General features: G+C 38.6%; 22 protein-coding genes and 1 tRNA gene. 11 read left to right on the forward strand and 12 right to left on the reverse strand.

All coding sequences use genetic code 11. The annotated features are described in order from the left end of the window. Nucleotides 1-438: 438 nt before the first annotated feature. Entirely contained in the window at nucleotides 439-723 is a 285-nt protein-coding gene (locus H6F47_RS19085) for a type II toxin-antitoxin system mRNA interferase toxin, RelE/StbE family (protein WP_190650516.1), read from the reverse strand. Continuing rightward, nucleotides 698-925, reverse strand: a complete 228-nt coding sequence (locus tag H6F47_RS19090) for a hypothetical protein (protein WP_096565897.1) — start codon at nucleotides 923-925, stop codon at nucleotides 698-700. The genes H6F47_RS19085 and H6F47_RS19090 overlap by 26 nt, the downstream gene beginning before the upstream one ends. 131 nt (nucleotides 926-1,056) lie before the next feature. On the opposite strand from H6F47_RS19090, the gene H6F47_RS19095 reads away from it, so the two are divergent. Beyond that, nucleotides 1,057-1,818, forward strand: coding sequence for a transposase (locus H6F47_RS19095; protein ID WP_190348439.1), 762 nt, complete (start codon nucleotides 1,057-1,059; stop codon nucleotides 1,816-1,818). A 181-nt stretch (nucleotides 1,819-1,999) separates the two neighbouring features. On the opposite strand, the gene H6F47_RS19100 is transcribed toward H6F47_RS19095, so the two are convergent. Beyond that, nucleotides 2,000-3,370, reverse strand: coding sequence for a serine/threonine-protein kinase (locus H6F47_RS19100; RefSeq protein WP_190650518.1), 1,371 nt, complete (start codon nucleotides 3,368-3,370; stop codon nucleotides 2,000-2,002). Between the two features lie 1,350 nt (nucleotides 3,371-4,720). On the opposite strand from H6F47_RS19100, the gene H6F47_RS19105 reads away from it, so the two are divergent. Next, nucleotides 4,721-5,080, forward strand: coding sequence for a DUF4870 domain-containing protein (locus H6F47_RS19105; protein ID WP_137669385.1), 360 nt, complete (start codon nucleotides 4,721-4,723; stop codon nucleotides 5,078-5,080). An 869-nt stretch (nucleotides 5,081-5,949) separates the two neighbouring features. Beyond that, nucleotides 5,950-6,927: a porphobilinogen synthase gene (gene hemB / locus H6F47_RS19110; protein ID WP_096565892.1), complete on the forward strand. Its 978-nt coding sequence runs from the start codon at nucleotides 5,950-5,952 to the stop codon at nucleotides 6,925-6,927. A gap of 350 nt (nucleotides 6,928-7,277) precedes the next feature. On the opposite strand, the gene H6F47_RS19115 is transcribed toward hemB, so the two are convergent. Both H6F47_RS19115 and H6F47_RS19120 read right to left on the reverse strand, forming a co-directional pair. Continuing rightward, entirely contained in the window at nucleotides 7,278-7,550 is a 273-nt protein-coding gene (locus H6F47_RS19115; RefSeq protein ID WP_137669383.1) for a hypothetical protein, read from the reverse strand. A 132-nt stretch (nucleotides 7,551-7,682) separates the two neighbouring features. Continuing rightward, nucleotides 7,683-8,129, reverse strand: a complete 447-nt coding sequence (locus H6F47_RS19120; protein ID WP_137669382.1) for a hypothetical protein — start codon at nucleotides 8,127-8,129, stop codon at nucleotides 7,683-7,685. A 370-nt stretch (nucleotides 8,130-8,499) separates the two neighbouring features. On the opposite strand from H6F47_RS19120, the gene H6F47_RS19125 reads away from it, so the two are divergent. The 7 genes from H6F47_RS19125 (at nucleotide 8,500) to H6F47_RS19155 (ending at nucleotide 16,472) form a co-directional block, all read left to right on the forward strand. After that, nucleotides 8,500-8,712, forward strand: a complete 213-nt coding sequence (locus H6F47_RS19125) for a helix-turn-helix transcriptional regulator (RefSeq protein WP_096565886.1) — start codon at nucleotides 8,500-8,502, stop codon at nucleotides 8,710-8,712. Between the two features lie 158 nt (nucleotides 8,713-8,870). Next, nucleotides 8,871-9,854 (forward strand): alpha-ketoacid dehydrogenase subunit beta, encoded by a 984-nt coding sequence (locus H6F47_RS19130; protein WP_096565884.1) that lies wholly within the window; start codon nucleotides 8,871-8,873, stop codon nucleotides 9,852-9,854. 170 nt (nucleotides 9,855-10,024) lie between these two features. Next, nucleotides 10,025-11,437, forward strand: coding sequence for a protein translocase subunit SecD (gene secD / locus H6F47_RS19135; RefSeq protein WP_096565882.1), 1,413 nt, complete (start codon nucleotides 10,025-10,027; stop codon nucleotides 11,435-11,437). After that, complete coding sequence (gene secF / locus H6F47_RS19140) at nucleotides 11,434-12,396, forward strand: protein translocase subunit SecF (protein ID WP_190348674.1); 963 nt, start codon at nucleotides 11,434-11,436, stop codon at nucleotides 12,394-12,396. Before secD ends, secF begins: the two co-directional genes overlap by 4 nt. A 206-nt stretch (nucleotides 12,397-12,602) precedes the next feature. Next, a complete protein-coding gene (locus H6F47_RS19145; RefSeq protein ID WP_190650520.1) occupies nucleotides 12,603-13,019 on the forward strand; it encodes a hypothetical protein in 417 nt (138 codons plus the stop codon). Nucleotides 13,020-13,618: 599 nt separating this feature from the next. After that, nucleotides 13,619-15,382, forward strand: coding sequence for an SUMF1/EgtB/PvdO family nonheme iron enzyme (locus H6F47_RS19150; RefSeq protein WP_190650522.1), 1,764 nt, complete (start codon nucleotides 13,619-13,621; stop codon nucleotides 15,380-15,382). Nucleotides 15,383-16,004: 622 nt separating this feature from the next. Continuing rightward, nucleotides 16,005-16,472 carry a GNAT family N-acetyltransferase gene (locus H6F47_RS19155; RefSeq protein ID WP_190650524.1) on the forward strand — a complete coding sequence of 156 codons (468 nt, stop codon included), beginning with the start codon at nucleotides 16,005-16,007 and terminating at the stop codon, nucleotides 16,470-16,472. On the opposite strand, the gene H6F47_RS19160 is transcribed toward H6F47_RS19155, so the two are convergent. From H6F47_RS19160 to H6F47_RS19185, 6 genes are all read right to left on the reverse strand, one after another. Beyond that, nucleotides 16,426-17,451 carry a HAMP domain-containing sensor histidine kinase gene (locus H6F47_RS19160; RefSeq protein ID WP_190650526.1) on the reverse strand — a complete coding sequence of 342 codons (1,026 nt, stop codon included), beginning with the start codon at nucleotides 17,449-17,451 and terminating at the stop codon, nucleotides 16,426-16,428. The genes H6F47_RS19155 and H6F47_RS19160 overlap by 47 nt on opposite strands. A 41-nt stretch (nucleotides 17,452-17,492) precedes the next feature. Beyond that, on the reverse strand, nucleotides 17,493-18,068 hold the full coding sequence (locus H6F47_RS19165) for an L-threonylcarbamoyladenylate synthase (RefSeq protein WP_190650528.1): 576 nt from the start codon (nucleotides 18,066-18,068) through the stop codon (nucleotides 17,493-17,495). A 494-nt stretch (nucleotides 18,069-18,562) separates the two neighbouring features. Continuing rightward, the gene (gene prmC / locus H6F47_RS19170; RefSeq protein ID WP_190650530.1) at nucleotides 18,563-19,462 is read right to left on the reverse strand and encodes a peptide chain release factor N(5)-glutamine methyltransferase; all 900 of its coding nucleotides are present in this window, start codon (nucleotides 19,460-19,462) and stop codon (nucleotides 18,563-18,565) included. 2 nt (nucleotides 19,463-19,464) lie between these two features. Beyond that, complete coding sequence (locus H6F47_RS19175) at nucleotides 19,465-20,265, reverse strand: Tic22 family protein (protein WP_190650532.1); 801 nt, start codon at nucleotides 20,263-20,265, stop codon at nucleotides 19,465-19,467. A 604-nt stretch (nucleotides 20,266-20,869) separates the two neighbouring features. Next, a tRNA-Pro gene (locus H6F47_RS19180) sits at nucleotides 20,870-20,943 on the reverse strand. 269 nt (nucleotides 20,944-21,212) lie between these two features. After that, a complete protein-coding gene (locus H6F47_RS19185) occupies nucleotides 21,213-21,740 on the reverse strand; it encodes a GNAT family N-acetyltransferase (protein WP_096565864.1) in 528 nt (175 codons plus the stop codon). Nucleotides 21,741-23,196: 1,456 nt separating this feature from the next. Here H6F47_RS19185 and H6F47_RS19190 point away from each other — a divergent pair. After that, nucleotides 23,197-24,126 (forward strand): alpha/beta hydrolase, encoded by a 930-nt coding sequence (locus H6F47_RS19190; protein WP_137669475.1) that lies wholly within the window; start codon nucleotides 23,197-23,199, stop codon nucleotides 24,124-24,126. Between the two features lie 319 nt (nucleotides 24,127-24,445). Here H6F47_RS19190 and tsaD read toward each other — a convergent pair whose 3' ends face one another. Beyond that, nucleotides 24,446-25,483: a tRNA (adenosine(37)-N6)-threonylcarbamoyltransferase complex transferase subunit TsaD gene (gene tsaD / locus H6F47_RS19195; RefSeq protein ID WP_190650534.1), complete on the reverse strand. Its 1,038-nt coding sequence runs from the start codon at nucleotides 25,481-25,483 to the stop codon at nucleotides 24,446-24,448. Nucleotides 25,484-25,593: the final 110 nt, after the last annotated feature.

Below are 25,593 nucleotides of genomic sequence, written 5' to 3' on the forward strand. Positions count from 1 at the left end.
GTCCTGAGCCTGTCCTGAGCGGTGTCGAAGGGCGGTGTCGAAGGGCGAAGTCGAAGGGCGAAGTCGAAGGGCGGTGTCGAAGGGCGGTGTCGAAGGGCGAAGTCGAGATAATGTCCAGGATTAGAGGATTTTCAGGATGTTGTTGGATGATTGTTTGTTGGGAAGTTGGGGATTTTTTGATGATGTTATTGAATGATTGTTTTTGAATGTTTATAAGCCATCTAAAAATTACCATCCCGTACATCCTCAAATCCTGGTTATCCTGATTCAGACAAATACAACTTTAAACACCAAACAAACCATCTAAAAATTACCATCCCGTACATCCTCAAATCCTGGTTATCCTGATTCAGACAATATCAATAGTGCGTTACGTCTGCGTACTTAACTTATCCATCTATTTTATAATCTTTTCGCGCTCCTAATGCACCCTACAAGCTATTCATAAACTTTGCTTCTATGGGCAATAAAAATAATTGTTACCAGTTTTAAGTCATTATTAATTTCATAAATAACTCTATAGTCACCTACGCGATAACGATAATAACCTGATAACTCACCTTTGAGAGATTTTATATTAGGATGATTACGAGGATTAATTTTTAAACGATCAAAACATCTATCTAACTTTTTTTGTAAAGTACCAGAAGCAGATTCAAAAAACTCCACCGCATCAATACTAATAACAACAGTATAATTAATATTTTCGTTTAAGTTGGTCAACAGCAATCACCTTTCCTTGTTTTATGTTTTCTCTCGCATGATCAAAATTTTCTTTAAATCCTACAATCTCTAATAACTCTTGAGTAGCATCATCTTCTCTTGTTGCTAAATATGCTAAAAAATCAACTGCTACTAGTAATTTTTCAGGTGACAGTTGTTCAACATATTCTTGGATTTGTTCACGAAGTTCTAATGTATTCATAGATTATCTTGATTATTTACCTAACTTGATCATATCTTATCCTGATTCTGACAAAATTCAGATCCCCGACTTCTATTGTTAATCTTCTCATTTATCAGATAAATTATCGTAGAAATTGGGGATCTTGTTCCGTGTCTCGAAAACCTAGAATTTTACAACCAGAATATTCTTATCACGTTACTATTAGATGTAATAACCGTGAGTTTCGTTTAACTAAATTAGAATGTCGTCAGGTTCTAGTTTACGCGATTAAAAAAGCAATTGAAAAATACAACTTTAAATTATACGGTTTATGTGTCATGAGTAACCACATTCATTATCTCATTGAACCACAGAAACCGGAACATTTACCGAAAATTATGCACTGGTTAAACTGGTACACTGCTATGTGTTTTAACCAAATGCTTAACCGTAGCGGACATTTTTGGGAAAAGCGTTATCACAGTACGGGGTTTGCAAATACTGACAAGAAACGCGCTTTAAATACTCTGCGTTATATTCATGCTAACCCGAAAGCGGCTGGTGTGCAGCAAGGACTTTTTTATGATTTTAGTAATTATGGTGTTCACGATAGGTTAGGCGATGATGGTATCACAACTTGGCATCCGGCTTTTTTGTCTTTGGGACAAACTTTAGAAGAATGTGCTACAAAATATCGCGGTTTCTGTAAAAAATATCGTCCCCAACCTAAACCCGAAAAACGCAACCGTTGGGGAAGTCAGTTATTAGCGGGTATGAAACCACAACAAAAAGGTAAGAAGTCTTCACCGGGACAGTTAAAGCTGTTTTGGGATGAGTTGAATTTTGATAATGAGGAAATACAAGAAGTTGCGACAAGGTTTGTTAAAGCTAATTGTTATAATCCTAATCCTAATTCGTCTGAATCAGGATAACCAGGAGTAATGGATTTACAGGATGATAAAACTCGTATTAGCCTGTATTGTACTACAGTTTTTGTCTGAAGAATGGAAAAACCGAGTACCAGGTATCGAAAACCCCCAACCCGCAAGACTTCGTACAAAATCACCTGTTTACAATTCTTAATAATTTTCTGTAACCTTTACAGACTACAATTTACAAGTCTCGACGCGAGAGAAGATCCTTACCACTAAATCCAAATCTACTTACTATCCAAGGTAGGTGGCCTTCTGGTGCTTTCTTGTCAAAAGTAATATCTCTGTAGTACAACCATCCTCCTTTTCTCCATCCTACCTTGTCCCCGAACTTCTCCCAGATTTCTTCGTTATATTGTCTCGTTCCACCGAAACCTTGATAAATTCGTTTCTGTACAGAAAAACCAAATTTACCATCACTGTATTTTACCCACAATTGGTCAATAGTGCGGAGGTCTGCACAGGGAAAATTATCAATGCTGTTAGTATCTAACCAACCTTCTTTTTCCCGTTTTGCAACTGCTAACATTACCCGTAATGTTTCCTCATCTGCTTCTTTCCATTTCCCTGCTTTGAGTAAGTCACGCAGTTTTCTGTAGTCCATTCCTACATCTGATTTTAATTCTACCTCTTGGTTGACAGGTGAGGGTGTGGGGATATTTTGCTGTTGTCGTGGTTGTGGTTGAGGTGTAGGAATAGGTGGTGTTACAGGTTCAACCACCAAACCCAAATTTTCCCGAAACTTCAAAACCGTCGCAGTGCGTTTTTCCGGTTCTATTTCCATACCCTGCAAAATAGCATTATTCACCCTCTGACTAATACGAGAATTATAATGTTTAGGTTCGGGTAAAGGTTCATTTTCATATTTCCGGTTTGTTGCGGGTACGGGACAAATTTCTTCCTCTTTTTTCAATCCATCAGCAGTTAACAGATAATATAATGTTGCGGCTAAAGCATAAACATCTGTATGTTCTCCAAAATTACCTTTACGACGATATTGTTCAATAGGTGCATAACCTTCTGTGAGAGAATTAGTCATACTTTTGGTAGCGAGACTGCGAGTTAAACCAAAATCTATTAATACCGCTTCTTGTTTATTTTCTCGTAATAGAATATTTCCCGGTTTAATATCGCGGTGTAACTGTTCTTTATTGTGGATATATTCTAAAGCTTGACCAATTTGATCTATATATAATAGTGCTTCATTTTCTGATAATTGTCCTTGATTTTGGACATATTTAAATAAAGTCACCCCATCAATATATTCCATCACCACGCCAAAAAGTTGACCTTCTTGGATGACTTCATAAACTTTGAGAATGTGCTTATGATCAAATCCTTTAATTGTCAAGGCTTCGTTAATAAACTTAACCTGTTGTTCTGCAAAGTCTTCCCGCAGTTGCATGGTGGAGTTAAGGGTTTTGATGGCGTATAATTTCCTTGTGCTGGGTTCTAAAGCTTTGTAGGTAATACCAAAACCACCAGTACCTAAAATGTTTTGAATGATAAATCTACCGTTCTTGATTTGTTGTCCTGGTTGCCAGATTATCATATTTTCAAGAGTGGGATGATGATGGGATGAAAGAGTTGTATAATTTTATCATAATTATATGATACAATTAAGTAGTTGGAATCAGGATTTTTTGTCTGAATCAGGTGGTTATCGAGTTTCGACTACGCTCAACTACCGCGACCTGTACTGAGCGACTTGTACTGAGCGCAGTCGAAGTAAGTCGAAGTAAGTCGAGATAATGTCCAGGATTAGAGGATTTTCAGGATGCTGTTGGATGATTGTTTGTTGGGAATTTGGGGATTTTTTGTCTGAATCAGGTGGTTATCGAGCGAAGTCGAGATAATGTCCAGGATTAGAGGATTTTCAGGATGTTGTTGGATGATTGTTTGTTGGGAAGTTGGGGATTTTTTGTCTGAATCAGGTGGTTATCGAGCGAAGTCGAGATAATGTCCAGGATTAGAGGATTTTCAGGATGTTTTTGAATGATTGTTTGTTGGGAATTTGGGGATTTACAGGATGTTTTTTTGAATGATTGTTTTTTAGGAAGTTGGGGATTTTTGCAGGATGTTATTTAATGATTGTTTTTGAATGTTTATAAACCATCTAAAAATTACCATCCCGTACATCCTAAAATCCTGGTTATCCTGATTCAGACAAATACAACTTTAAACACCAAACAAACCATCTAAAAATTACCATCCCGTAAATCCTCAAATCCTGGAAATCCTGATTCAGACAAATACAACTTTAAAAACCAACAGAAAATCTATAAATAACATCCTGTAAATCCTCAAATCCTGGAAATCCTGATTCAGAAAAATACAACTTTAAACACCAACAGAAAATCTATAAATTACCATCCCGTACATCCTCAAATCCTGGAAATCCTGATTCAGACAAATACAACTTTAAACACCAAACAAACCATCTAAAAATTACCATCCCGTACATCCTCAAATCCTGGTTATCCTGATTCAGACAAATACAACTTTAAACACCAACAGAAAATCTATAAATTACCATCCCGTACATCCTCAAATCCTGGAAATCCTGATTCAGACAAATACAACTTTAAACACCAAACAAACCATCTAAAAATTACCATCCCGTACATCCTCAAATCCTGGTTATCCTGATTCAGACAAATACAACTTTAAACACCAACAGAAAATCTATAAATAACATCCTGTAAATCCTAAAATCCTGGAAATCCTGATTCAGACAAATACAACTTTAAACACCAACAGAAAATCTATAAATAACATCCCGTACATCCTCAAATCCTGGAAATCCTGATTCAGACAAAATCAAAAATCCTGATTTATCAAAATTTCACAAAATATGATATAATAAATAACCGAAATCCATGAGGATAAAAAAATGTACGATATATACGATACCGATAAACGCAAATTATTATCAGCCTTATCTCACGGAGCAATTTTTTTTAGTACAACTATTGTATCTGTGGGTTTACCCATTGCTTTATTAATTATCTCTGATGACCCAGTTGTTAAAGACAACGCTAAAGAATCTATCAACTTCCATTTCAATGTTTGGTTTTATGGCGCAATTTTAGGAGCTTTATTTTTTCTCCTTGGTTGGTTAGTGTTACCATTGATAATATTACTACCACTCGCAGGTTTAGGATATGTGATACATTGGGGATTAACAATTTTTGCTATCATCAAAGTTTTTGGTAATCCTGATACACCCTTCCGTTATCCATTCATCTTTCGAGTTTTTTAATCATCATTTTCATTAGGTCTTTATTTCATGATAAGTAATCAGCTATCAGTAATCAGCTAAAAGCAAGGATTCAGAAATTATAACTTCGAGAATGTTATTTGTATCTGTTTCTTTTTATTCTTTGTATTTCCATCTTTCAGATACATATATTTTATTCTGACTTCTGACTTCTGACTCCTGCACGGGCGAAGTAGGGGCGAAGCATTCGGAAAATAACCTGTGATCAAAATTGATAATTTATCGCCCGAATGCTTCGCCCTTACAGGAAAATAACCTGTGATCAAAATTGATAATTTATCGCCCGAATGCTGATGCTTCCAGCACGCTTCGCGAACGCCCTTACAGGAAAATAACCTGTGATCAAAATTGAGAATTTATCGCCCGAATGCTGATGCTTCCAGCACGCTTCGCGAACGCCCTTACAGGAAAATAACCTGTGATCAAAATTGATAATTTATCACCCGAATGCTGATGCTTCCAGCACGCTTCGCGAACGCCCTTACAGGAAAATAACCTGTGATCAAAATTGATAATTTATCACCCGAATGCTGATGCTTCCAGCACGCTTCGCGAACGCCCTTACAGGAAAATAACCTGTGATCAAAATTGATAATTTATCGCCCGAATGCTGATGCTTCCAACACGCTTCGCGAACGCCCTTACGACTCCTGACTTGAAAATTATTTTTCCCAATTCCTTCCCGGAAAGTGTCAACAAAGCTGTAAAATACAAAATTGCCCCACAGCTTCATCAACAGTAGGGCAAAGACAGTTAAGCACTGTTTCTAGTTTGGCTGAAAGTCACAAGTTAAAGCACTGCTTTTGTGACGCTTTTTTTGATGTCCATTGAGTTTTTTTGATATAAAATCTATGTTCCCCACCCATCGCCCTCGTCGTTTACGTACCCATCCCCAACTACGTCGCATGGTACGTGAAACCGTTTTAACAACCAATGATTTAATATATCCTTTGTTTGCTGTTCCCGGTGAAGGTATTGCTAATGAAGTAAAATCTATGCCAGGAGTTTATCAGCTTTCAATAGATAAAATTGTTGAGGAAGCAAAGGAAGTTTATGATTTAGGTATTCCCGCTATTATCTTATTTGGAATACCTGAAGATAAAGATGTTGATGCTACGGGGGCATGGCATGATTGTGGTATTGTGCAAAAAGCAACCACCGCAGTTAAAGCAGCAGTTCCTGATTTAATTGTTATCAATGACACTTGTTTATGTGAATATACAAATCATGGACATTGTGGTTATTTAACAACTGGTGATTTAACTGGTAGAGTGTTAAATGATCCGACTTTGGAATTATTGAAGAAAACCGCAGTTTCTCAAGCTCAAGCTGGTGCAGATATTATCGCACCTTCAGGGATGATGGATGGTTTTGTGCAAGCTATTCGCGCAGGTTTGGATGAAGCGGGTTTTCAAGATATCCCTATCATGTCCTATGCTGCTAAATATGCCTCTGCTTATTATGGACCATTCCGGGATGCCGCAGACTCCACACCGCAGTTTGGCGATCGCCGCACTTACCAAATGGACCCCGGTAACTCCCGTGAAGCGATCAAAGAAATTGAGTTGGATATTGCCGAAGGTGCTGATATGCTGATGGTAAAACCAGCTTTGGCATATATGGACATTATCTGGCAAGTGAAGCAAGCAAGTAATTTACCTGTGGCTGCTTATAATGTTTCTGGTGAATATTCTATGGTCAAAGCTGCTGCTTTGAATGGTTGGATTGATGAGCAGCGTGTGGTGATGGAAACTCTGACTGGGTTTAAACGGGCTGGTGCTGATTTGATTTTAACTTATCACGCTAAAGATGCGGCTCGGTGGTTGTAATAGGTTAAATTAGTCTCACGCAAAGGCGCAAAGACGCAAAGAGTATTTTGAGTGTGTTTGTGTTTGAGCGTGAGATTTTGGCTATTAATAAAAGTGCCGCCGACTGCAACGGGCGATAAGGTCAAAATTATAATAATTCAGATAACCCAAGTTGCTAGTCATATTGTTTAGGTTGGCATGAGCGTAGTCGAAACTCGGTAGTTGAGCGTAGTCGAAACTGAGCGTAGTCGAAACTGAGCGTAGTCGAAACTCGGTAGTTGAGCGTAGTCGAAACTGAGCGTAGTCGAAACTGAGCGTAGTCGAAACTGAGCGTAGTCGAAACTCGATAACCACCTGATTCTGACAATTATTTATAAATTGAGGATGTATCGACTGATAATTTCTTTTAGTTCTTGAGGTGCTTCACTAGCTATTGCTGCTCCCAAGTCAGGACGAATAACCCACCACCAAAGTAAAGTTTCTAAATGGGTTGGTGGGTCATTATCGGGACACCATTCAATATATCCTTCATTTACACCAATGAGATTGGGGAAAATATCATTAGCTATAGCAACACGCTGATCTAATTTGTTAAATTGTACAATATCTTGCCAATTAACTTCATTTCTGGTTTCTTCTGTCACTTATACTACAATTAAAAATTCAATCTTATTTTAACAGGACTGACACAAAAAACCTATTAAACTCTTATTCCTCTATGTTCTCTGCGGTTCGTTATTCCATACATGATGCGTAATTTTTATCAATTAACAAGCTTATCCGCTTACAGAAACAGCCATTAAATATTCAATTTCTTGAAAAACGCTTTTTATTGTCTGTACAGCATTATGGGATAATGCAAACTTAATCGTGTTAACCAGTCCCCACCAAGCTTGTAAAGTGCCTTTATTAGTAGATTGACGTAACTGTAAAGTATAAAATTCTTTCCAAGAGTTGGGTGCTTTATAGGTTTTGAGTTTGCGCCAACGTCTGCGCCAAGTGAGAATATCCTTATCTGTGGGCGGTTCTGCTTCTAAAATCGGTGGTAAGTCGGCATAACTCACAAATCTGACTAAATGTTCAGAAACTACCAGGATGACGTGCGGCCAACAGCGAATCTTTCTGATTTGCTCTACGGGTATTTTCAATAATAGGGCGATCGCTTCTTTGGTGACAAACTTAAATAGGGTTTGCTGAATAAACCTAAAACCTTGATATATCAAAGGTTAGAGGCTGATAAACACAGAAATTAGTGCAAGGGTTTTGAAGGGTATACCGGAAAAAGTGTGCATTTTTTGGGATTTCAAGAGATGGCAAAGAAATTTTCCAATCTCCTCCTGACTCCTGACTCCTGACTCCTGACTCCTATGCCCTCACGGAAAGACTTTCTCAGCAACCCCTAAATAAAGGATTGACGTAGTTGGATTTTGTGGTTTCTAGTGTTATCATGGTTTTAGGTTTTTCCTTTAGGATTAATGCCTAGAGGCAGAAATTTATGATTATGATTGCCGATCGCTCTTTCGTTTGGTAGACTAGGGGCGATCGCTTTTTATGTTATAACTATAATGGACTATAATTAGGCTTTTGTCAAGTATGGGTTTGGTGAGGTTGCGGGTTAAAGAATTTGCAGCGGAGAAGGGTTGGACACTCAAGGAAGTTTCTGATCGTTCAGGAATAGCATACACCACTCTGAAAAATTATGCGAAGTCTCCGGGGTTAGCTTCGGTGGATGTTACTTCTCTTCACAAGTTGGCACGGATATTTGATGTTATGATTGAAGACTTGTATGAAATAGTCAAGGAATAGGTGACTGGTGACTGGTGACTGGTGACTGGTGACTGGTGACTGGGAGGGTGAATAACCCATTACCCATTACCCATTACTAATAAGAGTGCGATCGCTGACGTTATTAAGGACGGAGGCACGATAAAATTTAAAAACATTAAATTGTGATAAAGGTCTAAATGGCAGAAACACTATTTTTTAACGCTCTACGGGAAGCTATTGACGAAGAAATGTCCCGCGACTCTAGCGTATTTGTTTTAGGTGAAGATGTAGGACACTACGGCGGTTCTTATAAAGTCACCAAAGACCTATGCAAAAAGTATGGTGATCTGCGAGTATTAGATACCCCTATTGCGGAAAATAGCTTTACCGGTTTGGCAGTGGGAGCAGCAATGACAGGGTTAAGACCGATCATTGAAGGTATGAACATGGGCTTTTTGCTCCTCGCTTTCAACCAAATTTCTAACAATGCGGGAATGTTGCGTTACACTTCCGGCGGTAACTTTAAAATTCCCATGGTCATCCGTGGTCCTGGTGGTGTGGGAAGACAGCTAGGTGCAGAACACTCCCAAAGACTAGAAGCATATTTCCAAGCAGTTCCCGGTTTAAAAATTGTCGCTTGTTCCACACCTTACAATGCTAAAGGGTTACTAAAAGCAGCGATCCGCGATGATAACCCAGTGTTATTTTTTGAACACGTTTTACTTTACAACTTAAAAGAAAATCTACCCGAAGAAGAATATGTACTCCCACTTGATAAAGCGGAAGTAGTACGTTCTGGGAAAGATGTTACCATCCTTACCTATTCGCGGATGCGGTATCATGTCCTGCAAGCGGTGAAAACCTTGGAAAAACAAGGATATGATCCAGAAGTTATTGATTTAATATCCCTGAAACCTTTAGATTTTGATACTATTGGCGCTTCAATACGGAAAACCCACCGTGTAATAGTTGTGGAAGAGTGTATGAGAACTGGGGGTATAGGTGCAGAATTAACCGCTTCTATTAATGATAGGTTGTTTGATGAATTGGATGCGCCTGTACTGCGGCTGTCTTCCCAAGATATCCCCACACCTTACAACGGTAACTTAGAAAGGTTGACTATTGTGCAACCAGAGCAAATTGTCGAAGCTGTACAGAAAATGATGGCTTTGCGAGTGTAGGTGATTGGTGATTGGGGACTGGTGATTGGTGATTGGTGATTGGGATAAAATTTCTTCTCTTGCCTTTTGCCTTCTGTTCCCTATTCCCTGTTCCCTGTTCCCTCTGAAATCTCTACTCAAACCTGACAAAAAGAAAGTTATCATAGCCTTTGTCAGTTGTGAGTGATGGTATGGAAAAACAGCGATCGCTACTAGCGTTAATTATAGTGTTGGTAATCGCCGCGATTACGGTGATTGCCACAATTCCTGTACCCTTGGGGTTAGACCTGCGGGGAGGATCACAGCTTACTATTCAGGTGAAAACAACCGAGGAAATCAAAGAAATCACGGAACGAGAACTAGAAGCTGTGCAGAAAGTAGTTGAAGGTCGTATTAACGGTCTTGGTGTTTCTGAACCGGTAATTCAAACAGTAGGTACTGATAAAATTTTAGTGCAGTTACCTGGGGTAAATGACCCAGAACAGGCAGAAAAGGTACTGGGGGGTACAGCACAGTTAGAATTTCGGTTACAAAAGCCGGATACAGATACTCAACTACTGGCCTTTAGAGTATCAGAAACAGAACTGAAAAATAAGCAAGAAGAATTAAGAACAAGCAATGATGCAGATGCTATTGCTAAAAATCAAGAAGATATCAAGAAAAATCAGCAGTCCATCGCCGAATTATTTGCCAGCACTGATCCACCATTAACTGGTAAATACCTCAAAGATGCCTACGGTGAACCCACCCAAGGTAATAATTGGAATGTTGTCCTGCGCTTCGATACCAAGGGTGGTGAACTTTTTGCAGACTTGACTAAAAGGTTAGCAGGAACAGGTCGCGCTATCGGTATTTTTCTGGATAATGAATTAATTAGTTATCCCACAGTAGGCGTAGAATTTGCCGCCACTGGGATCACAGGCGGTTCTGCTATCATTACAGGACGATTCCAAGCAGAAGAAGCCAATAACTTAGGGGTACAGTTACGAGGTGGCGCGTTACCTGTACCTGTAGAAATTGCTGAAAGAAGAACAGTAGGTGCGACTTTGGGTCAAGATAGTATTCAAAGCAGCATTTACGCTGGTATCGGTGGTCTAATTTTAGTCCTAATCTTTATGGTTGTGTACTATAGACTACCAGGATTGATTGCCGATGTATCCCTAGTGATTTACTCTCTTTTAACCTGGGCTACTTTTTGCTTACTCGGTGTCACCCTCACCTTACCAGGAATTGCTGGATTTATCCTCAGTATTGGTATGGCGGTAGATGCTAACGTACTGATTTTTGAACGCACAAGGGAAGAATTACGCGCAGGTAAATCTTTATATCGTTCTGTAGAATCTGGTTTTTATCGGGCATTTTCCAGTATTTTAGATAGTAATGTTACTACCTGGATTGCTTGCGCGGCTCTGTTTTACTTGGGTTCTGGGTTAGTCAAAGGTTTCGCCCTCACCTTAGCTTTAGGGGTAGCTGTGAGTATGTTTACTGCCATTACCTGTAGTCGTACCTTGATGTTTATAGCTATTTCCATTCCCGCTTGGCGGAAAACAGAATTTTACTGTCCTAAGCTGACAGCAACAAATAAGCAGGAGGTAGCTAGATGACACTAGATATTAATAAATCGCGGAATCTTTGGTGGACTATTTCATCAGCAGTGATACTGAGTGGTATCATATCAATGGTGATATCTTGGCAAAATCCCAACATTAAAGCACCGTTACGTCCTGGGTTAGACTTTATCGGTGGTACAAGGTTACAGTTAGTGAGAGATTGTAGTCAACCTGGTAACTGTGATCAACCAATAGATATTAATGTGGTGCGGGAAGTTGCCAAAGAGCAGGGACTAGGAGATAGTAGTATTCAATTAATCTCCGAAAATGGTCAGAAAAATGGCATCACTATCCGTACAAAAAACCTAGAAACTGACCAGCGCACCAATTTACAAACCGCTTTAAGTGCAAAAATTGGTGCTTTTGATCCGCAAAAAAACCAAATTGACTCTGTAGGTCCCACATTAGGAAGAGAACTGTTTAGAACTGGAGTTATAGCTTTAGCAGTTTCCTTTTTGGGTATTGTTGTTTATTTGAGTTTCCGTTTCCAGTGGGATTATGCTTTGTTTGCGATCGTTGCCACATTTCACGATCTCTTGGTGACGGTAGGAATATTCTCAATTTTGGGTTTGGTTTTAGGTGCAGAAGTAGATAGTCTCTTTATTGTCGCCTTACTGACTATTACAGGATTCTCTGTTAATGATACAGTGGTAATTTATGACCGCATCCGAGAAAATATTAAAAATCATCCCCAAACACCAATTGCAGAAATTGTTGATGATGCTGTAAATCAAACTTTAAGCAGATCAATCAACACTAGCTTAACAACTATGTTGTCTTTGTTTGCTATTTTTTTGTTTGGTGGGGAAACTTTAAAATATTTTTCTCTGGCTTTAATTATTGGTTTTATCGCCGGGGCTTATTCTAGTATTTTCATTGCTAGTACCCTGTTAACATGGTGGCGAGAACGCAATGAATATACAATAGATAAAATTAATACATCTGTTGATTAAGGAGTCAGGAGTCAGTAGGGGCGAAGCATTCGGATAAAAATATTTCACTCGTCACTCGTTCCCAGTCTCCAGACTGGGAATGTAAACCTAGAGGTTCTACCTCTATCACTCGTTTCACTCGTTCCCATTCTCCAGACTGGAAATGTAAACCTAGAGGTTCTACCGTGAGGTTAACATCTATTTTAGGTAGGGAGTGTCAATAACTTATGGACTCACAGGAAGAACCAACAATTAATTACTCAAACCTAGAAAATTCTGATGCTACTTTTGTTCAACAGGTGCAGAGATTACACCAGCTAACAGTATATGGCAGGTGGTTATTTGTTTGTTGTTTATGGGTGATTATTGCTCCTGTATGTCTGTGGAATTTACGCACTGAGTTTACCTTGTGGCAACAATATTTTACCTGGGTAGCTGTGCGATATGCCCTGGCTTTTCATCCATTTGCTACTGTGGGTTTAGCTTTTTGTATTGGGATGACGGTTTCTGTTTTAATTTGGCAAATTCGCAATATTTTGATCGGTTTACCGCAACCGGAAAAGCAACGTTTAGAACAGCAGGTTTTTAAGATACGTCAACAAGGACCGAGTCATCCTTTATGGAAATTGATAATTGATAATTGATAATTGATAATTGATAATTGATAATTGATAATTGATAATTAAATAGAGTTTTAATTTTTAATTCATCAACATCCTGTACATCCTTTTAAGGAAGTGGGAGAAACAAATATAGCTACTACTATCATAACAGTAGGTGAGCTAACTTATATGTGGGAAAATTGGAGAGACAATCATGAGTAATTAAATATCTTGATTTTGATGTTTGATTTTTTTGTCTGAATCAGGATGTCCAGGATTTAAGGATTTACAGGATTTAATGGATTATCAATTTATGGATTATCAATTTAACGATCTTTCAAGATTAAATAATTTCCATGATCTCAATAATCAATAATATAAATATATCACAAATATTCATCAACCAATTACATCCTGATGCAGAAAAATCATCAAATCAACACTTGACAAAATCCCCAGATTGTTTTATTCTTATGTTATGGGTGGAAAAGAGTGCGCCCATATATATATAGACTTTATATATAGACTTTATCTATCAACATCATAAATATTCATCCCATCCTGAAAATCCTTAAATCCTGGATATCCTAATGCTGACGGTGGTATAGTATAATCATGGCTAGATATACCCAGCAACTACCATGAGTCAATGTATCAATCCTGACTGTCTTTACCAAAATCCCCAAGGTACTAATTTTTGTCAAAATTGCGGTAGTAAAATCATTTTAGATGATCGTTATCTCCCTTTAAAATTTCTCGGTGAAGGTGGTTTTGGTAGAACTTTTCAAGCTGTAGATATCAAAAGATTAAATACACCCTGCGTCATCAAACAATTTTTACCCCAACAAGCAGGAAGTTCATCTTTACAAAAAGCGACGGAATTATTTCAACAAGAAGCTCAACGACTGCAAGAATTAGGTAAACATCCGCAAATTCCTGATTTACTCGCTTTCTTTCCCCAAGATGGTAGACTGTATTTAATTCAGGAATTTATTGATGGGCAAAATTTACTGCAAGAGTTAGACACTCAAGGTAAATTAAACGAACCACAAATCAGAATTATCTTAACAGAGTTATTGCCTGTTTTGCAATTTATCCATGACAATAAGGTAATTCATCGAGATATCAAACCAGAAAACATTATTAGAAGCAAAACCGGTAAATTATTCCTGATTGATTTTGGCGTTTCTAAAGAAACAAGTGGTAGTATTTTAACTAAAGTGGGAACTATTACCGGAACTCCTGGATATGCACCACCAGAACAATTTAGGGGGATGGTTTACCCAAGTAGTGATCTTTATAGTTTAGCTGTAACTTGTGTCAGATTATTAACGGGACTTTTTCAAAAAATTGATGGTTCTGATTCTTTGTTTGATACGATAAATATGGAATGGCAATGGCAAAAGTATGTTTCTTTAAGTCAGGAATTAACTGATATTTTAGAAACTATGTTGCAAGATATTCCTAAAAAACGTTATCATTCAGCAACAGAAGTTTTAGCAGCATTAAATAATCCCATTCCTCAAAAAACTGTTGTCTTTCCTAACTCCCAACCTCCGCAAACACAAACGACTCCCCCAACTAACTCACCTCAAACTAGTAATTCTCATACATCATTTCAGGAAAATTTAGGTAATGGTGTATTGTTAGAAATGATCGCTATTCCTGGGGGAACTTTTATCATGGGTTCACCGGAAAATGAACCAGAAAGAAATAATAACGAAAGTCCTCAGCATCAAGTGACTGTTGAACCATTTTATATGGGCAAGTTTACTGTAACTCAAGTACAATGGGCAAGGGTAGCAGCGTTACCAAAAGTCAAGCAGGATCTCAATCCTCAACCTTCCCACTTTTCTGGTAAAAATCGTCCAGTGGAACTTGTTTCCTGGCTTGATGCACAGGAATTTTGTGCTAGAATCAGCAAAGCTACAGGTAAAAAATATCGTCTACCCAGTGAAGCAGAATGGGAGTATGCTTGTAGAGCCGGAACAACGACACCATTTTATTTTGGGAACACTATTACCACTGATTTAGTAAATTATACCACTGATTTATTTGTAGTAAATTATAATGCACCAAAAGGCAAATATCGAGAACAAACCACAGATGTAGGTTCTTTTCCCCCTAATGCTTTTGGTTTGTATGATATGCACGGTAATGTTTGGGAATGGTGTGAAGACGATTGGCACGACAATTATATAAATGCACCTAAAAACGGTAATGCTTGGATTGATCAGGGCGTTTTTAATTTCATGGGTCTTATGTCTAAGTATAAGCTGCTGCGTGGTGGTTCTCTCAACACTGGTACTAGGTGCTGTCGTTCTGCGAATCGCGACAAGAGTATGCGTGTCAGTGGAAGCGGCCTCTTCGGCTTTCGTTTAGTCGTATCTTCTATGACTCAGTAGCCATCCGCACTTTTACCATCTTACCCTTGGCACTTTTCTATTTTCCCTTTTTCCTCGCTGTCAAGCGATCAATTTTTTTTCAAGAATTTAGATGTATTGAATTTAGCATATCACATCAATAAGGAAAGTGTCAATAACCCCGCATACCAGGACTTACGCACAAGTGACGAAGGTAGGGGTAATACCCTTCGGGAAGCAAGCTACATGAATTACCCCTACATAATATCAATTACCCCTACACAAGAATAAGGTTTTCAGCTACATCTTGCGTAAGTCATAAAATTTTGGACGCGTTGCATAAATGCGGGATGAATTGGCGTTTGAAACCGTTGAAAATTCGTTCTAAATTGGGCGAAATCATCCCATGATTCAGCAACGCCATTTTGGAAATCCTGATTCCGACAATTATAATTCAACAAACAGAAAATAATATAGCCGTAGACAGAGTTTTTAGGACATCAATGAATCATGAAACTCTCACCCCAACTGGGTTTTACTCCTGACTCCTACTATAACAAGTAATTAACTTTTTCTTAGTTGCATAAATTATGTACATTTAAAGTATTTTTTCAGAAAATGTGCCATAACAGAAACGAAGATACTACCAGTTGGGTGTCTATACATGAAAAATCCTCAAATTCATTTTAGCGATCGCCGTGCGGAAATTGACCTTTACCAACTTCAGAATTTGTTTAATATAGCCGCTTTTTGGGCGAAAGAACGCAGTATAGAGGATTTAAGCAAAGCTATTACTAATAGTGATCCGGTGATTTCTGTTTGGGATGGAGAACAACTCATTGGTTTTGCAAGAGCTAATTCTGATGGCATCTATCGCGCTACAATTTGGGATGTTGTCATTCATCCAGATTATCAAGGTAAGGGACTGGGAATTAAATTAGTAGAAACAGTTTTAGCTCACCCTGTCATGCAAGTGGAGAGAGTTTATTTAATGACAACTCATCAACAAAAATTCTATGAAAAGATTGGTTTTCAAACTAATAATACCACGACAATGGTACTATACAATCAATCGGATCTAGGTTCTATTCCGACTGGAGAAGTTCAGCTTCAGGAGTCACTAGGGGGATAGCAATTTGTAGTCTGCTGCAATCTTGTGTTACTGCTGTGGTGATGGGAGAAGCAATAATTTCTAGTTTTCCTCCCATCGTTTCTAGTAATTTTTGATTAAGTAATAGTTTCATTCCTGATGAGATTTCTATATTGTCTTTTATATTGTCTTTTATACTGTCTTTTATACTATCTTTTATACTGTCTTTTATATTTTCTTGATTTGTGTTATTGTCAGAGGCAATCAAATTTATTTCTTCACTGGAGATGACAGCATGAGAAGGGACATCTAGATAAATATGCACAACATTATTAATAATATTATTTGTAGCTGTATTTGCAGGTGCAATACTACTGGAAAGATGAATACTACCTTCTTCCATTTGTAAAATAGTAGTATCTATTAAATTCACCAATATTTGACGTAGCCAGCGGTTATCTGCTAAAACATAAATTTCTGGTTGAGGAAATGATATAGTAAAAGGATAATTGCGATTTCCTGCCAACATATAAGTTAATTTATAAACTTCTTCTAAAACTTTAGTTAACTGTAAAGGCTGAATATGTAATTTATTTGTTCCGTGTTCTGTTCTGGCAACACTGAGAATTTCATCAATCATTTTTAGCAATTTCAGCGATCGCTCATAAGCTTGTCCGACAAATTCCCTTTCTTCCTCTGGATTTTCGCACAAATCATTTAAAATTAACTGATGTAATCCTATTAAACCATTCAGGGGCGATCGCAATTCATGGGTAGTCCTTGCCAAAAAACCACTTTGAAACAGGCTCATTTCCCTAGCCATTTGGTAGGCTAATTGGGTTTGGTTTAATTTGTCTAAAGTTTTTTGTAAAACTTCGGTTTCTTGCTGTTGTGGGGCAATTTCCACAGGAATGGATGAAGATTTAGATGACTTTAGGAATAACTTACAAAAACCTATTCCTAAACCTATTCCTAAACCTATTCCTGATCCTAGATATAACCATTCATTTAAGCTAGTCATAGAAAATTTTACTCTTGAGTACCATTATCAATTATCAATTATCAATTATCAATTTTAATTACTCCTTGGCGCAAAATTTGCCAATCATTCCCTGTCCATTTAGCAACAGTAGAAGGTATTCCCAAACCTTTATATTCAGTCGCTTCTAAGGTGAGAACATCAGGAAAATTCACTTCTATTTCTGCTCGATTTTCTAAAGCTGGTTGTCCTGATAAATTAACGCTAGTGGTAGCCATTGGTCCAGTTTGTGCTAAGATATTTTGGGCAACTAAATGATTGGGTACTCTAATACCTATAGTAGTTGGATCAGTAGGATTCATCACTTGAGGAATTTTCTCACTAGCAGGTAACACTAAAGTCAATGCACCAGGCCAATATTGACTAACTACCTCCTGCCAAATTTGATATTCAGTCTGATTTCCTTTTACATAATCCCATAAATCTTCGGCTTTAGCAGCCATTAAAATTAAAGGTTTATCCAAACTTCTTTGTTTAGCAGTATAAATTAATTCTGCTTGTGCGGGTATGCTGGCCAGTGCAGGAACAGTATCCGTAGGGAAACTAATTAGTTTTCCTGCTTTTGCAGAGTTGATGAGAACTTCTAGAGAAACATTCATAAATAAATATCAGAAAATTACTTATCTATTTTTAGATATAATCGGCAAATATCAGGTGACAGGTGACATAACTGGTTTAATTAGGGTTTGCTGAATAAACCTAAAACCTTGATATATCAAAGGTTAGAGGCTGATAAACACAGAAATTAGTGCAAGGGTTTTGAAGGGTATACCGGAAAAAGTGTGCATTTTTTGGGATTTCAAGAGATGGCAAAGAAATTTTCAAATCTCCTCCTGACTCCTGACTCCTGACTCCTGACTCCTATGCCCTCACGGAAAGACTTTCTCAGCAAACCCTAATTATAAATTAAACTATATAATAATTATGACATCCTGAACATCCTTAAATCCTGAAAATCCTGATTCTGACAAAATCAAATTTTGAAAAATCACCACATTCCTATTAAATCAACATCCTGTAAATCCTATAATCCTGGATATCCTGATTCTGACAATGAAAATCCTGATGCAGAAAACATCATATCCAGGACATTCTACATATTTACATAAGCTATCGCAAACCGTTCTATTCCTGCTAAATCTGCATGAATAGAAATGTCACTATAATTACCATTCTTTTCTAACAATTCTCGCACCGTTTCAGCCTGTCCCGCCATCATTTCAATTAACCACATTCCACCAGGACGCAAATAATCAGGAGCAACTGCGATTAAATGACGAATATAATCTAAACCATCCACACCACCATCTAATGCTAGATGGGGTTCATGTTTCACTACTTCCGGTTGTAATGTCAGTACCGTATCACTGGGAATATAAGGCGGATTTGATACCATCCCGCTAAATTGACCTTGCAAAAATTCTAAGGGTTTCCACCAATTACCTTGGTAAAATTTCACTTGTTCCCCAAAACCTAAACTTTCCGCATTGGTTTTCGCAACCTCTAAAGCTTCAGCACTGACATCTACAGCATGAATTGTCGCATTTGTCAATACCTCCGCTAAACCAAGAGCGATCGCCCCACTCCCAGTCCCTAAATCTGCCCAATGACCTGATTGTAACCCTTTACTTTCAGCAGCGTTTACAGCCAAATCAATCAAAATCTCTGTTTCCGGTCTAGGAATCAAAACCGCACTGGACACAGCGAGTTTAAATTTGCGCCAAGGTGTCACCCCGGCAATATACTGTATCGGCAAGCGTTCCTGTAAACGTCTTTGCCATAACTGGTCTAGTTCTGACAAAGAAAACTGCGTTTGAATATGATTCAAGTTTTTGAAGGACTCCAAACGCAGTGTTAAGCGGTCTAACTCAGTTATTTCTTGCAACAGCCAATCAACTTCTACAGGAGAAATGTCCGTAGATAAAGCATCTTTCAGTGCTTGATTACGCCACTGCCAAACTTCCATACCAGTAAATGACTGTTGCTTTGCCATGATTAACGCCGTTTAGAAGGTGCATTATTCTGCTTGGCAGCATTATTTTTAGGCAAAGTCCTAATATATTCTCTAGACTCTGGGGATGGAACCAAAACCACCTGATTTAACCAAGAATCATTTTTATCTTCCAAAGTTTTAATCACCCCATCCACATCTATTACCTGAATATCAGCTTGAGGAAACTTTGGTTTCACTTGGTTCAATAAACCTAGTGCATCTTGTTTACTCAAGAATAAAGGAATCATTTGCTGATTATTCCCACCTAATTGAATTGGCACATAGCCTTTATCTGGTGCAAACCTTACCGCAAATACAGGTACACTCTTAAATTGATCTACTTTTTGACCACTTGCATTTAGTAAAGTTAGAGCGCCTTTAACTTCTTTATCTACAGGCTTAAAAGCAAACAGAAGTCTATTTTGTTGGTTTTTACTTTGTTGCAATTGCTGATAAATTACACCTAGAGGAACAGCGGTAACTTGCAACTGTTTAGCCATTGTTTCTAGTTTTGGGTCTTTATTTTTGGCATTTTGCAATTCTTTGATAAACGCCAAAGCTTCCTGCCGACTCATATATACACCAGTCACTGAAGCCCCTGGTTGTCCATTTTGTGCGGGTATAGTCCGACTCAACGGTAAACCCTGATCATTCGTAATCAAGTAAACCGGTACAGAATCCAATTTTTCTTTGACTTGTTGTTCTGATAATGCCAGCACAGGAAAATCAACAGCTACCACGCTGCCAAATAGGGTACTACCTACTAAACCCAGCGTTAAGCCCCAGCGAACCAATGATTTCATAAATACTCCTTATCTCAATATCAATACTTGAATTAACTTAGACAATCAGAAAGTAGTAGAATTTTATACCAACAAAACCAAGTTTAATTATCTAACCAGCTATTTTAGCTTTAAATAAGTTTATTGTGCTAATTTTTGGGAATTTTGCCCTGCTATTCACTACTAAATGCTGTATTATTCTATTATATTCTCCAGCAGGGTTTGATTTCCGGGACTCTTGCTCACAACAATTACATTTGATTGTATTGTTGTTTGTTTTGTTGTTTGTTTTGTTTGTTTTTCCGTGACGCTAGGACTTGATAAATCGTTCCCATTTCCGATTAACAGAGTTTTTTTATAGCTGTAGATAAGGCCGTGAGGCTCTCAAATCCAAGTAACAAGGATAAGTAGACAGCAAAAAAGCAGGGAACACCATCATAATTCATTCTTTCTCCTAACTCCTGACTCGTATTCCTAACTAGGAACTTGGGTTGTTAGTATGTATTAGTAACTTTTATCAATAACCCAATAAAAAATATATAATCTATACTATACTATTTACTCACATATTAGTGAATTTATAGCAAGTTAACAGTTCTACCATAATCTTAATATTTATCTAAAATCGGGATGACAGGATTTGAACCTGCGGCATCCTGCTCCCAAAGCAGGCGCGCTACCAAGCTGCGCTACATCCCGAAAAATTTTCACTGTTGATAGTTTAGCTGCACATAACAAAAGTTATGTTTTGCTCAAGCATCTTTCTAACTATATCATACTAAAAACAGATTGCCAACCCCTTACAGGGAAAAAAATCAAATCACTTCCTTAATAAGAGTTTTTCTGTTGACTAAGCCTGAAAAAGTTGATCCTGCTAGATTAAAGCTCATTGCTCAACCAAACAATAATAGCACATCTTAGGTATGATAGCGAATTTATGGCGGCAACCTGTTTTGTTTGCTTGAGGATCATTGAGGATACCAAAACATCCCTTTAATACCCTCTGGGTCAGGCATAAAACCCATAGTCCGGTAAAAATCTACAACATGAGGGTCAGCGAAGAGAGTAACATTGCTAATTTCTTCACTTCTGAGTTTTTTGAGGACATATTTCATCAATGCCTTACCCAGACCTTGACCTTGGAAGTCTGGATGAACTACCACATCCCAAATAGTGGCATTAAAAGCATGATCTGAGGTAGCACGGGCAAAACCAATTAAACGCCTTTTATTTCCTCGTACTTGCCACATAGACGCGACGAGAAAACTATGTTCAATGGCTTTTTTTACTTTTCTCAGAGGACGACGCGACCAACCCACCGCATCACAGAGTTCTTCTAGTTCATACAGGTCGATATCGCGTTCAGTGCTAAAAACGATACTGTCGCTTCCGGCGCTAGAGTTACCTTTATCTCCCCGTCCATACTCATCAAATGCGGTCGTTTTATTTGTCGCTACAGATTCAGAACTACTAAACCAAGTTTTCCAAAAACCCATGCCAACGTGGTTCGGGTAACATGACTGAATTGGTGACTCTGCTTGAGAGTGTTGAATCATTAGTAAAAACACTGTCTCTGTTCTATCTTCAGACACCTAACCTAAAAAATTACGTTGGGTGTTTTCGGGATGGGGACTTTTGACAGCCAGTTACTAAAAGTTTCAAACCAATCATTTTTAACTTTAGCATTTTGTTTTTACAATCACCTAGCTAAAGCACAGGGTATTTTTGGCAAATTCCTGGACTTTCATCTGCTGGATTGTTTTTAGTGGTTGATTTTTTGTGCCACTGAAATCAAGATACTGCATGATCAGGTATTTTGATGTATCCATATCTATAATTTTGATGAATTTGCCGCTGATGCAGACCCAAACAGAATCATTTGCCCAAGATTGACAGCAAAAAAGACAATGGAGGCGATCGCCTTAGCCAACTTGTGAACTTAAACCTCAAAAAACAAATAGATGAAAACAATAAATTATGTATAATTTCCGTTATTAGCTAGTATGATATCAAACTTTTACTTCTATTTTCACCTTTAGGTAAAATCTATGCTCCTATGCTCCAGCGGCCAAAACAGAAAAATATAATAGCCAAGTAGTAAATAACACAGTTTTATAGCAGGAGTCAGGAGTCAAGGGTAAAACCCTATTTTAGTAAGACTTTCATGGTCAATTGATGTCCTAACTACTCTGTCTACAACTACGGCTATAGCTTTATTTTTATCAAAAAAATCGGGTCTACAACCGCACTTCGTCCCGCTACGCTAACGCCTTTGAAAGCCAAAATTTTTTCCAAAACGGCCTTCTGCCTCCTACCTCCTGCCTCCTATAACTTCCCTCACAGGGGTAGGTTTTTAATATTATCTGTTGAGGCAGGACATGGAAGATAAGGAGGGAAAGTAGACAAGGAAGATTTTATACAAAACAAGGTCTGTTTAGCCTCAGTCTTTGTTATTAAATATACATTATTGTTACGTATTTCCTCCCTTGTCACCTTGTCTGCCTTGTCCTCCAAGTCTTGCCCTCACGACAATGTAAAATACCTACCCTTGTGAGCTATAACTTCCCCCTGCTCCCCTGTTTGTTCCCCACATCTCCAGCCCCATAACTATTTTTCTGCTATATAAAACCTAGACAAAACTAGACTTTACTTTCTACTTCAACGGGAGCATGGGAGCAGTTATCCCTCAGTAGACTTTCACGCCTTAGCCAGACGCGATTGTGTTCCAATTAAGTTTCTGAAAAAGACTACCACCATCATTGCTTGGTTTTCGCGTCGGCAATAGTCTCAATTCAATACTTGATATCACCGTATTATATATCAAGTAGTTGATTTTTTCCTAAAAATATATTGATTTTTGTCAATATAAGTATAGTTTTGTCTATGAAATTGTCAACTTAGGACTTGCTCTCCGTATTTAGTCGCACCCGCTCTTCGGGTTACGATATGGATATGGCAACAATAGAAATCTTCGGCGTTCCCCACGCTTATGAGTTAACGGCTCCCACCTCTTACCCTCATGCTTTAGTGTTTATCCACGGTTGGCTCAACAGTCGTGGATACTGGCAACCTGTGATTTCTCGCCTATCAGTTGATTTTCAGTGCTTGTCTTATGATTTGCGAGGTTTTGGTGAATCTCAGTCTCAGGCAAAATTTGATTTTAATCACAGCCGAAACGCCCAAAAACTGCACAAACTAAAGCTCAATTCCACCACAGATCCTAAATTAGTTAGCTATACTGCTGATTCTCTGTATTCTCCTGCCTCATACTCTCAAGATTTAATAGCTCTGCTGGAAGTTCTCAATCTCAAGAGTGTTTGGCTCATTGGTCATTCTTTGGGAGGTACTATTGCTCTATGGACAGCATCTCAATTACCTGACCGTGTTAAAGGAGTTATTTGTATTAATGCTGGTGGTGGAATTTATCTTAAAGAAGCATTTGAGCAGTTTCGCTCAAAGGGTCAAAAATTTCTCCAAGTTCGGCCACGCTGGCTTTACCAAGTGCCTTGGATTGATTTGCTCTTTACCAGAGCCAGTGTATCACGTCCTTTAGACCGTTTTTGGGCGCGTCAACGAATTATTGATTTTGTTGTTGCCGATCCAGAAGCTGCACTAGGAACGCTTTTAGACTCTACAACAGAGGAAGAAGTGAACCGCTTACCTCAGTTAGTTTCACAAATAAAGCAACCAGTTTATTTTTTAGCTGGTGCGGATGACAAGCTTATGGAACCCAAATATGTACGCCATTTAGCCAGCTTCCATAGGCTGTTCCAATACGTTGGTAATAATTTTATTGAAATTCCTAATTGTGGACATCTGGCAATGTTAGAACAACCAAATGCCGTTGCTGATCATATTCGGTCATTAGTCATTAGTCATTAGGGTTTGCTGAAAAAGTCCCTTCGTTGAGGCAGGGAATAGGGAATAGGGAATAGGGAATAGTTTTAGCTATCTGTTATCCCCAGATTTTCTAATTTATCAGACCCAAAATGCACAGTTTTTAAGGTATACCCTTCAAAAATCTTGCACTTTCTTTCCTCCTGATCAGCCTCAAACCTTTGATTTACGAGTATTTTGGGTTTATTCAGCAACCCCTCATTAGTCATTAGTCATTGGGCATTGGGCATTGGGCATTGGGCATTGGGCATTGGGTATTGGGTATTGGGTATTGGGTTATTCATCTTCCCCTGCCTCCTGCCTTCTAATACAACTGCATGACTTGGGTTAAAGGCAGTCGAGAATGAACGCCCAAGGTGAGAGAAGATGTATGTCCACGGGAAAGATGATCAGCCGCTGCACAGCCGATCATGGCGGCGTTGTCAGTACAGAATTTTAAGGGCGGGAATAGGACTTGGAGATTATTCTCGGCCGCCGCAGCTTGTAAATGCTTTCTGAGTCCACTGTTGGCCGCTACACCTCCACCTACGGCAATTGTATTTAAACCATAGTCACGAGCGCAGGCGATCGCTCTTTTGGTTAAGGCTTTGGCTATTGTTTCTTGAAAACTGGCTGCAATATCCGCTACGGGCAATTGTCCACCATCTTTTTCTAACTGCTGCACTAACCTTAATACAGCCGTTTTTAAACCGCTAAAACTGCCATCATAGGGATGATAACCCCCACCTGGTAGGGAAATTCTTCCTTCTGGTAATACAAAAGCTTGGGGATCACCTGTCTGCGCCAATTTATCAATCACAGGTCCGCCGGGATATCCCAACTTTAATAATCTTGACACTTTATCAAAAGCCTCACCCGCCGCATCATCACGGGTTTCTCCTAGAGTTTCGTAATTACCACAATCTTTAACATAAATCAAGCTTGTATGTCCGCCTGAAACGAGTAAGCTAAGAAATGGGGGGTCTAAATTGGGTTGTGCTAGGTAAGTAGCATAGATATGACCTTCCAGGTGATGAACTCCCAAAAATGGTTTTTCATGCACCATAGCCAGGGTTTTGGCAGCCGTTAACCCTACCAACAATGCTCCTACCAGTCCAGGCGCACAAGTGGCGGTAATCCCGTCAATTTGTCCCCAGTTCATTGCGCTTTCATCGAAAGCTTGGGCTATTGCCTGATTAATTATTTCTAAATGTTGCCTTGAAGCTACCTCTGGAACTACCCCACCATACTGCTGATGGACGGGAATTTGCGAGGCTATGATACTGCTGCACACTTGACGATTCTTGACAATTGCCACAGCAGTTTCATCACAACTTGTTTCGATCGCTAAAACTGTGGTCATGGTGATTAGTGATTGGTGACTGGGGATTGGTGACTGGGGACTGGGGACTGGGGACTGGGGACTGGGGACTGGGGACTGGGGACTGGTGACTGGGGACTGGGGACTGGGGA

Source organism: Sphaerospermopsis sp. FACHB-1094 (genome assembly GCF_014696195.1).
Lineage (GTDB): Bacteria > Cyanobacteriota > Cyanobacteriia > Cyanobacteriales > Nostocaceae > Sphaerospermopsis > Sphaerospermopsis kisseleviana.

What these genes read in the sequence shown, in the direction of transcription:
- hemB (WP_096565892.1), top strand. Translation starts at nt 5,950, where the DNA reads ATGTTCCCCACCCATCGCCCTCGTCGTTTACGTACCCATCCCCAACTA.
- tsaD (WP_190650534.1), bottom strand. Translation starts at nt 25,483, where the DNA reads ATGACCACAGTTTTAGCGATCGAAACAAGTTGTGATGAAACTGCTGTG.
- H6F47_RS19125 (WP_096565886.1), top strand. Translation starts at nt 8,500, where the DNA reads ATGGGTTTGGTGAGGTTGCGGGTTAAAGAATTTGCAGCGGAGAAGGGT.
- prmC (WP_190650530.1), bottom strand. Translation starts at nt 19,462, where the DNA reads ATGGCAAAGCAACAGTCATTTACTGGTATGGAAGTTTGGCAGTGGCGT.
- H6F47_RS19175 (WP_190650532.1), bottom strand. Translation starts at nt 20,265, where the DNA reads ATGAAATCATTGGTTCGCTGGGGCTTAACGCTGGGTTTAGTAGGTAGT.
- H6F47_RS19100 (WP_190650518.1), bottom strand. Translation starts at nt 3,370, where the DNA reads ATGATAATCTGGCAACCAGGACAACAAATCAAGAACGGTAGATTTATC.
- H6F47_RS19165 (WP_190650528.1), bottom strand. Translation starts at nt 18,068, where the DNA reads ATGAATGTTTCTCTAGAAGTTCTCATCAACTCTGCAAAAGCAGGAAAA.
- H6F47_RS19145 (WP_190650520.1), top strand. Translation starts at nt 12,603, where the DNA reads ATGGACTCACAGGAAGAACCAACAATTAATTACTCAAACCTAGAAAAT.
- H6F47_RS19185 (WP_096565864.1), bottom strand. Translation starts at nt 21,740, where the DNA reads ATGGGTTTTTGGAAAACTTGGTTTAGTAGTTCTGAATCTGTAGCGACA.
- H6F47_RS19130 (WP_096565884.1), top strand. Translation starts at nt 8,871, where the DNA reads ATGGCAGAAACACTATTTTTTAACGCTCTACGGGAAGCTATTGACGAA.
- H6F47_RS19150 (WP_190650522.1), top strand. Translation starts at nt 13,619, where the DNA reads ATGAGTCAATGTATCAATCCTGACTGTCTTTACCAAAATCCCCAAGGT.
- H6F47_RS19090 (WP_096565897.1), bottom strand. Translation starts at nt 925, where the DNA reads ATGAATACATTAGAACTTCGTGAACAAATCCAAGAATATGTTGAACAA.
- H6F47_RS19190 (WP_137669475.1), top strand. Translation starts at nt 23,197, where the DNA reads ATGGCAACAATAGAAATCTTCGGCGTTCCCCACGCTTATGAGTTAACG.
- H6F47_RS19160 (WP_190650526.1), bottom strand. Translation starts at nt 17,451, where the DNA reads ATGACTAGCTTAAATGAATGGTTATATCTAGGATCAGGAATAGGTTTA.
- secF (WP_190348674.1), top strand. Translation starts at nt 11,434, where the DNA reads ATGACACTAGATATTAATAAATCGCGGAATCTTTGGTGGACTATTTCA.
- secD (WP_096565882.1), top strand. Translation starts at nt 10,025, where the DNA reads ATGGAAAAACAGCGATCGCTACTAGCGTTAATTATAGTGTTGGTAATC.
- H6F47_RS19155 (WP_190650524.1), top strand. Translation starts at nt 16,005, where the DNA reads ATGAAAAATCCTCAAATTCATTTTAGCGATCGCCGTGCGGAAATTGAC.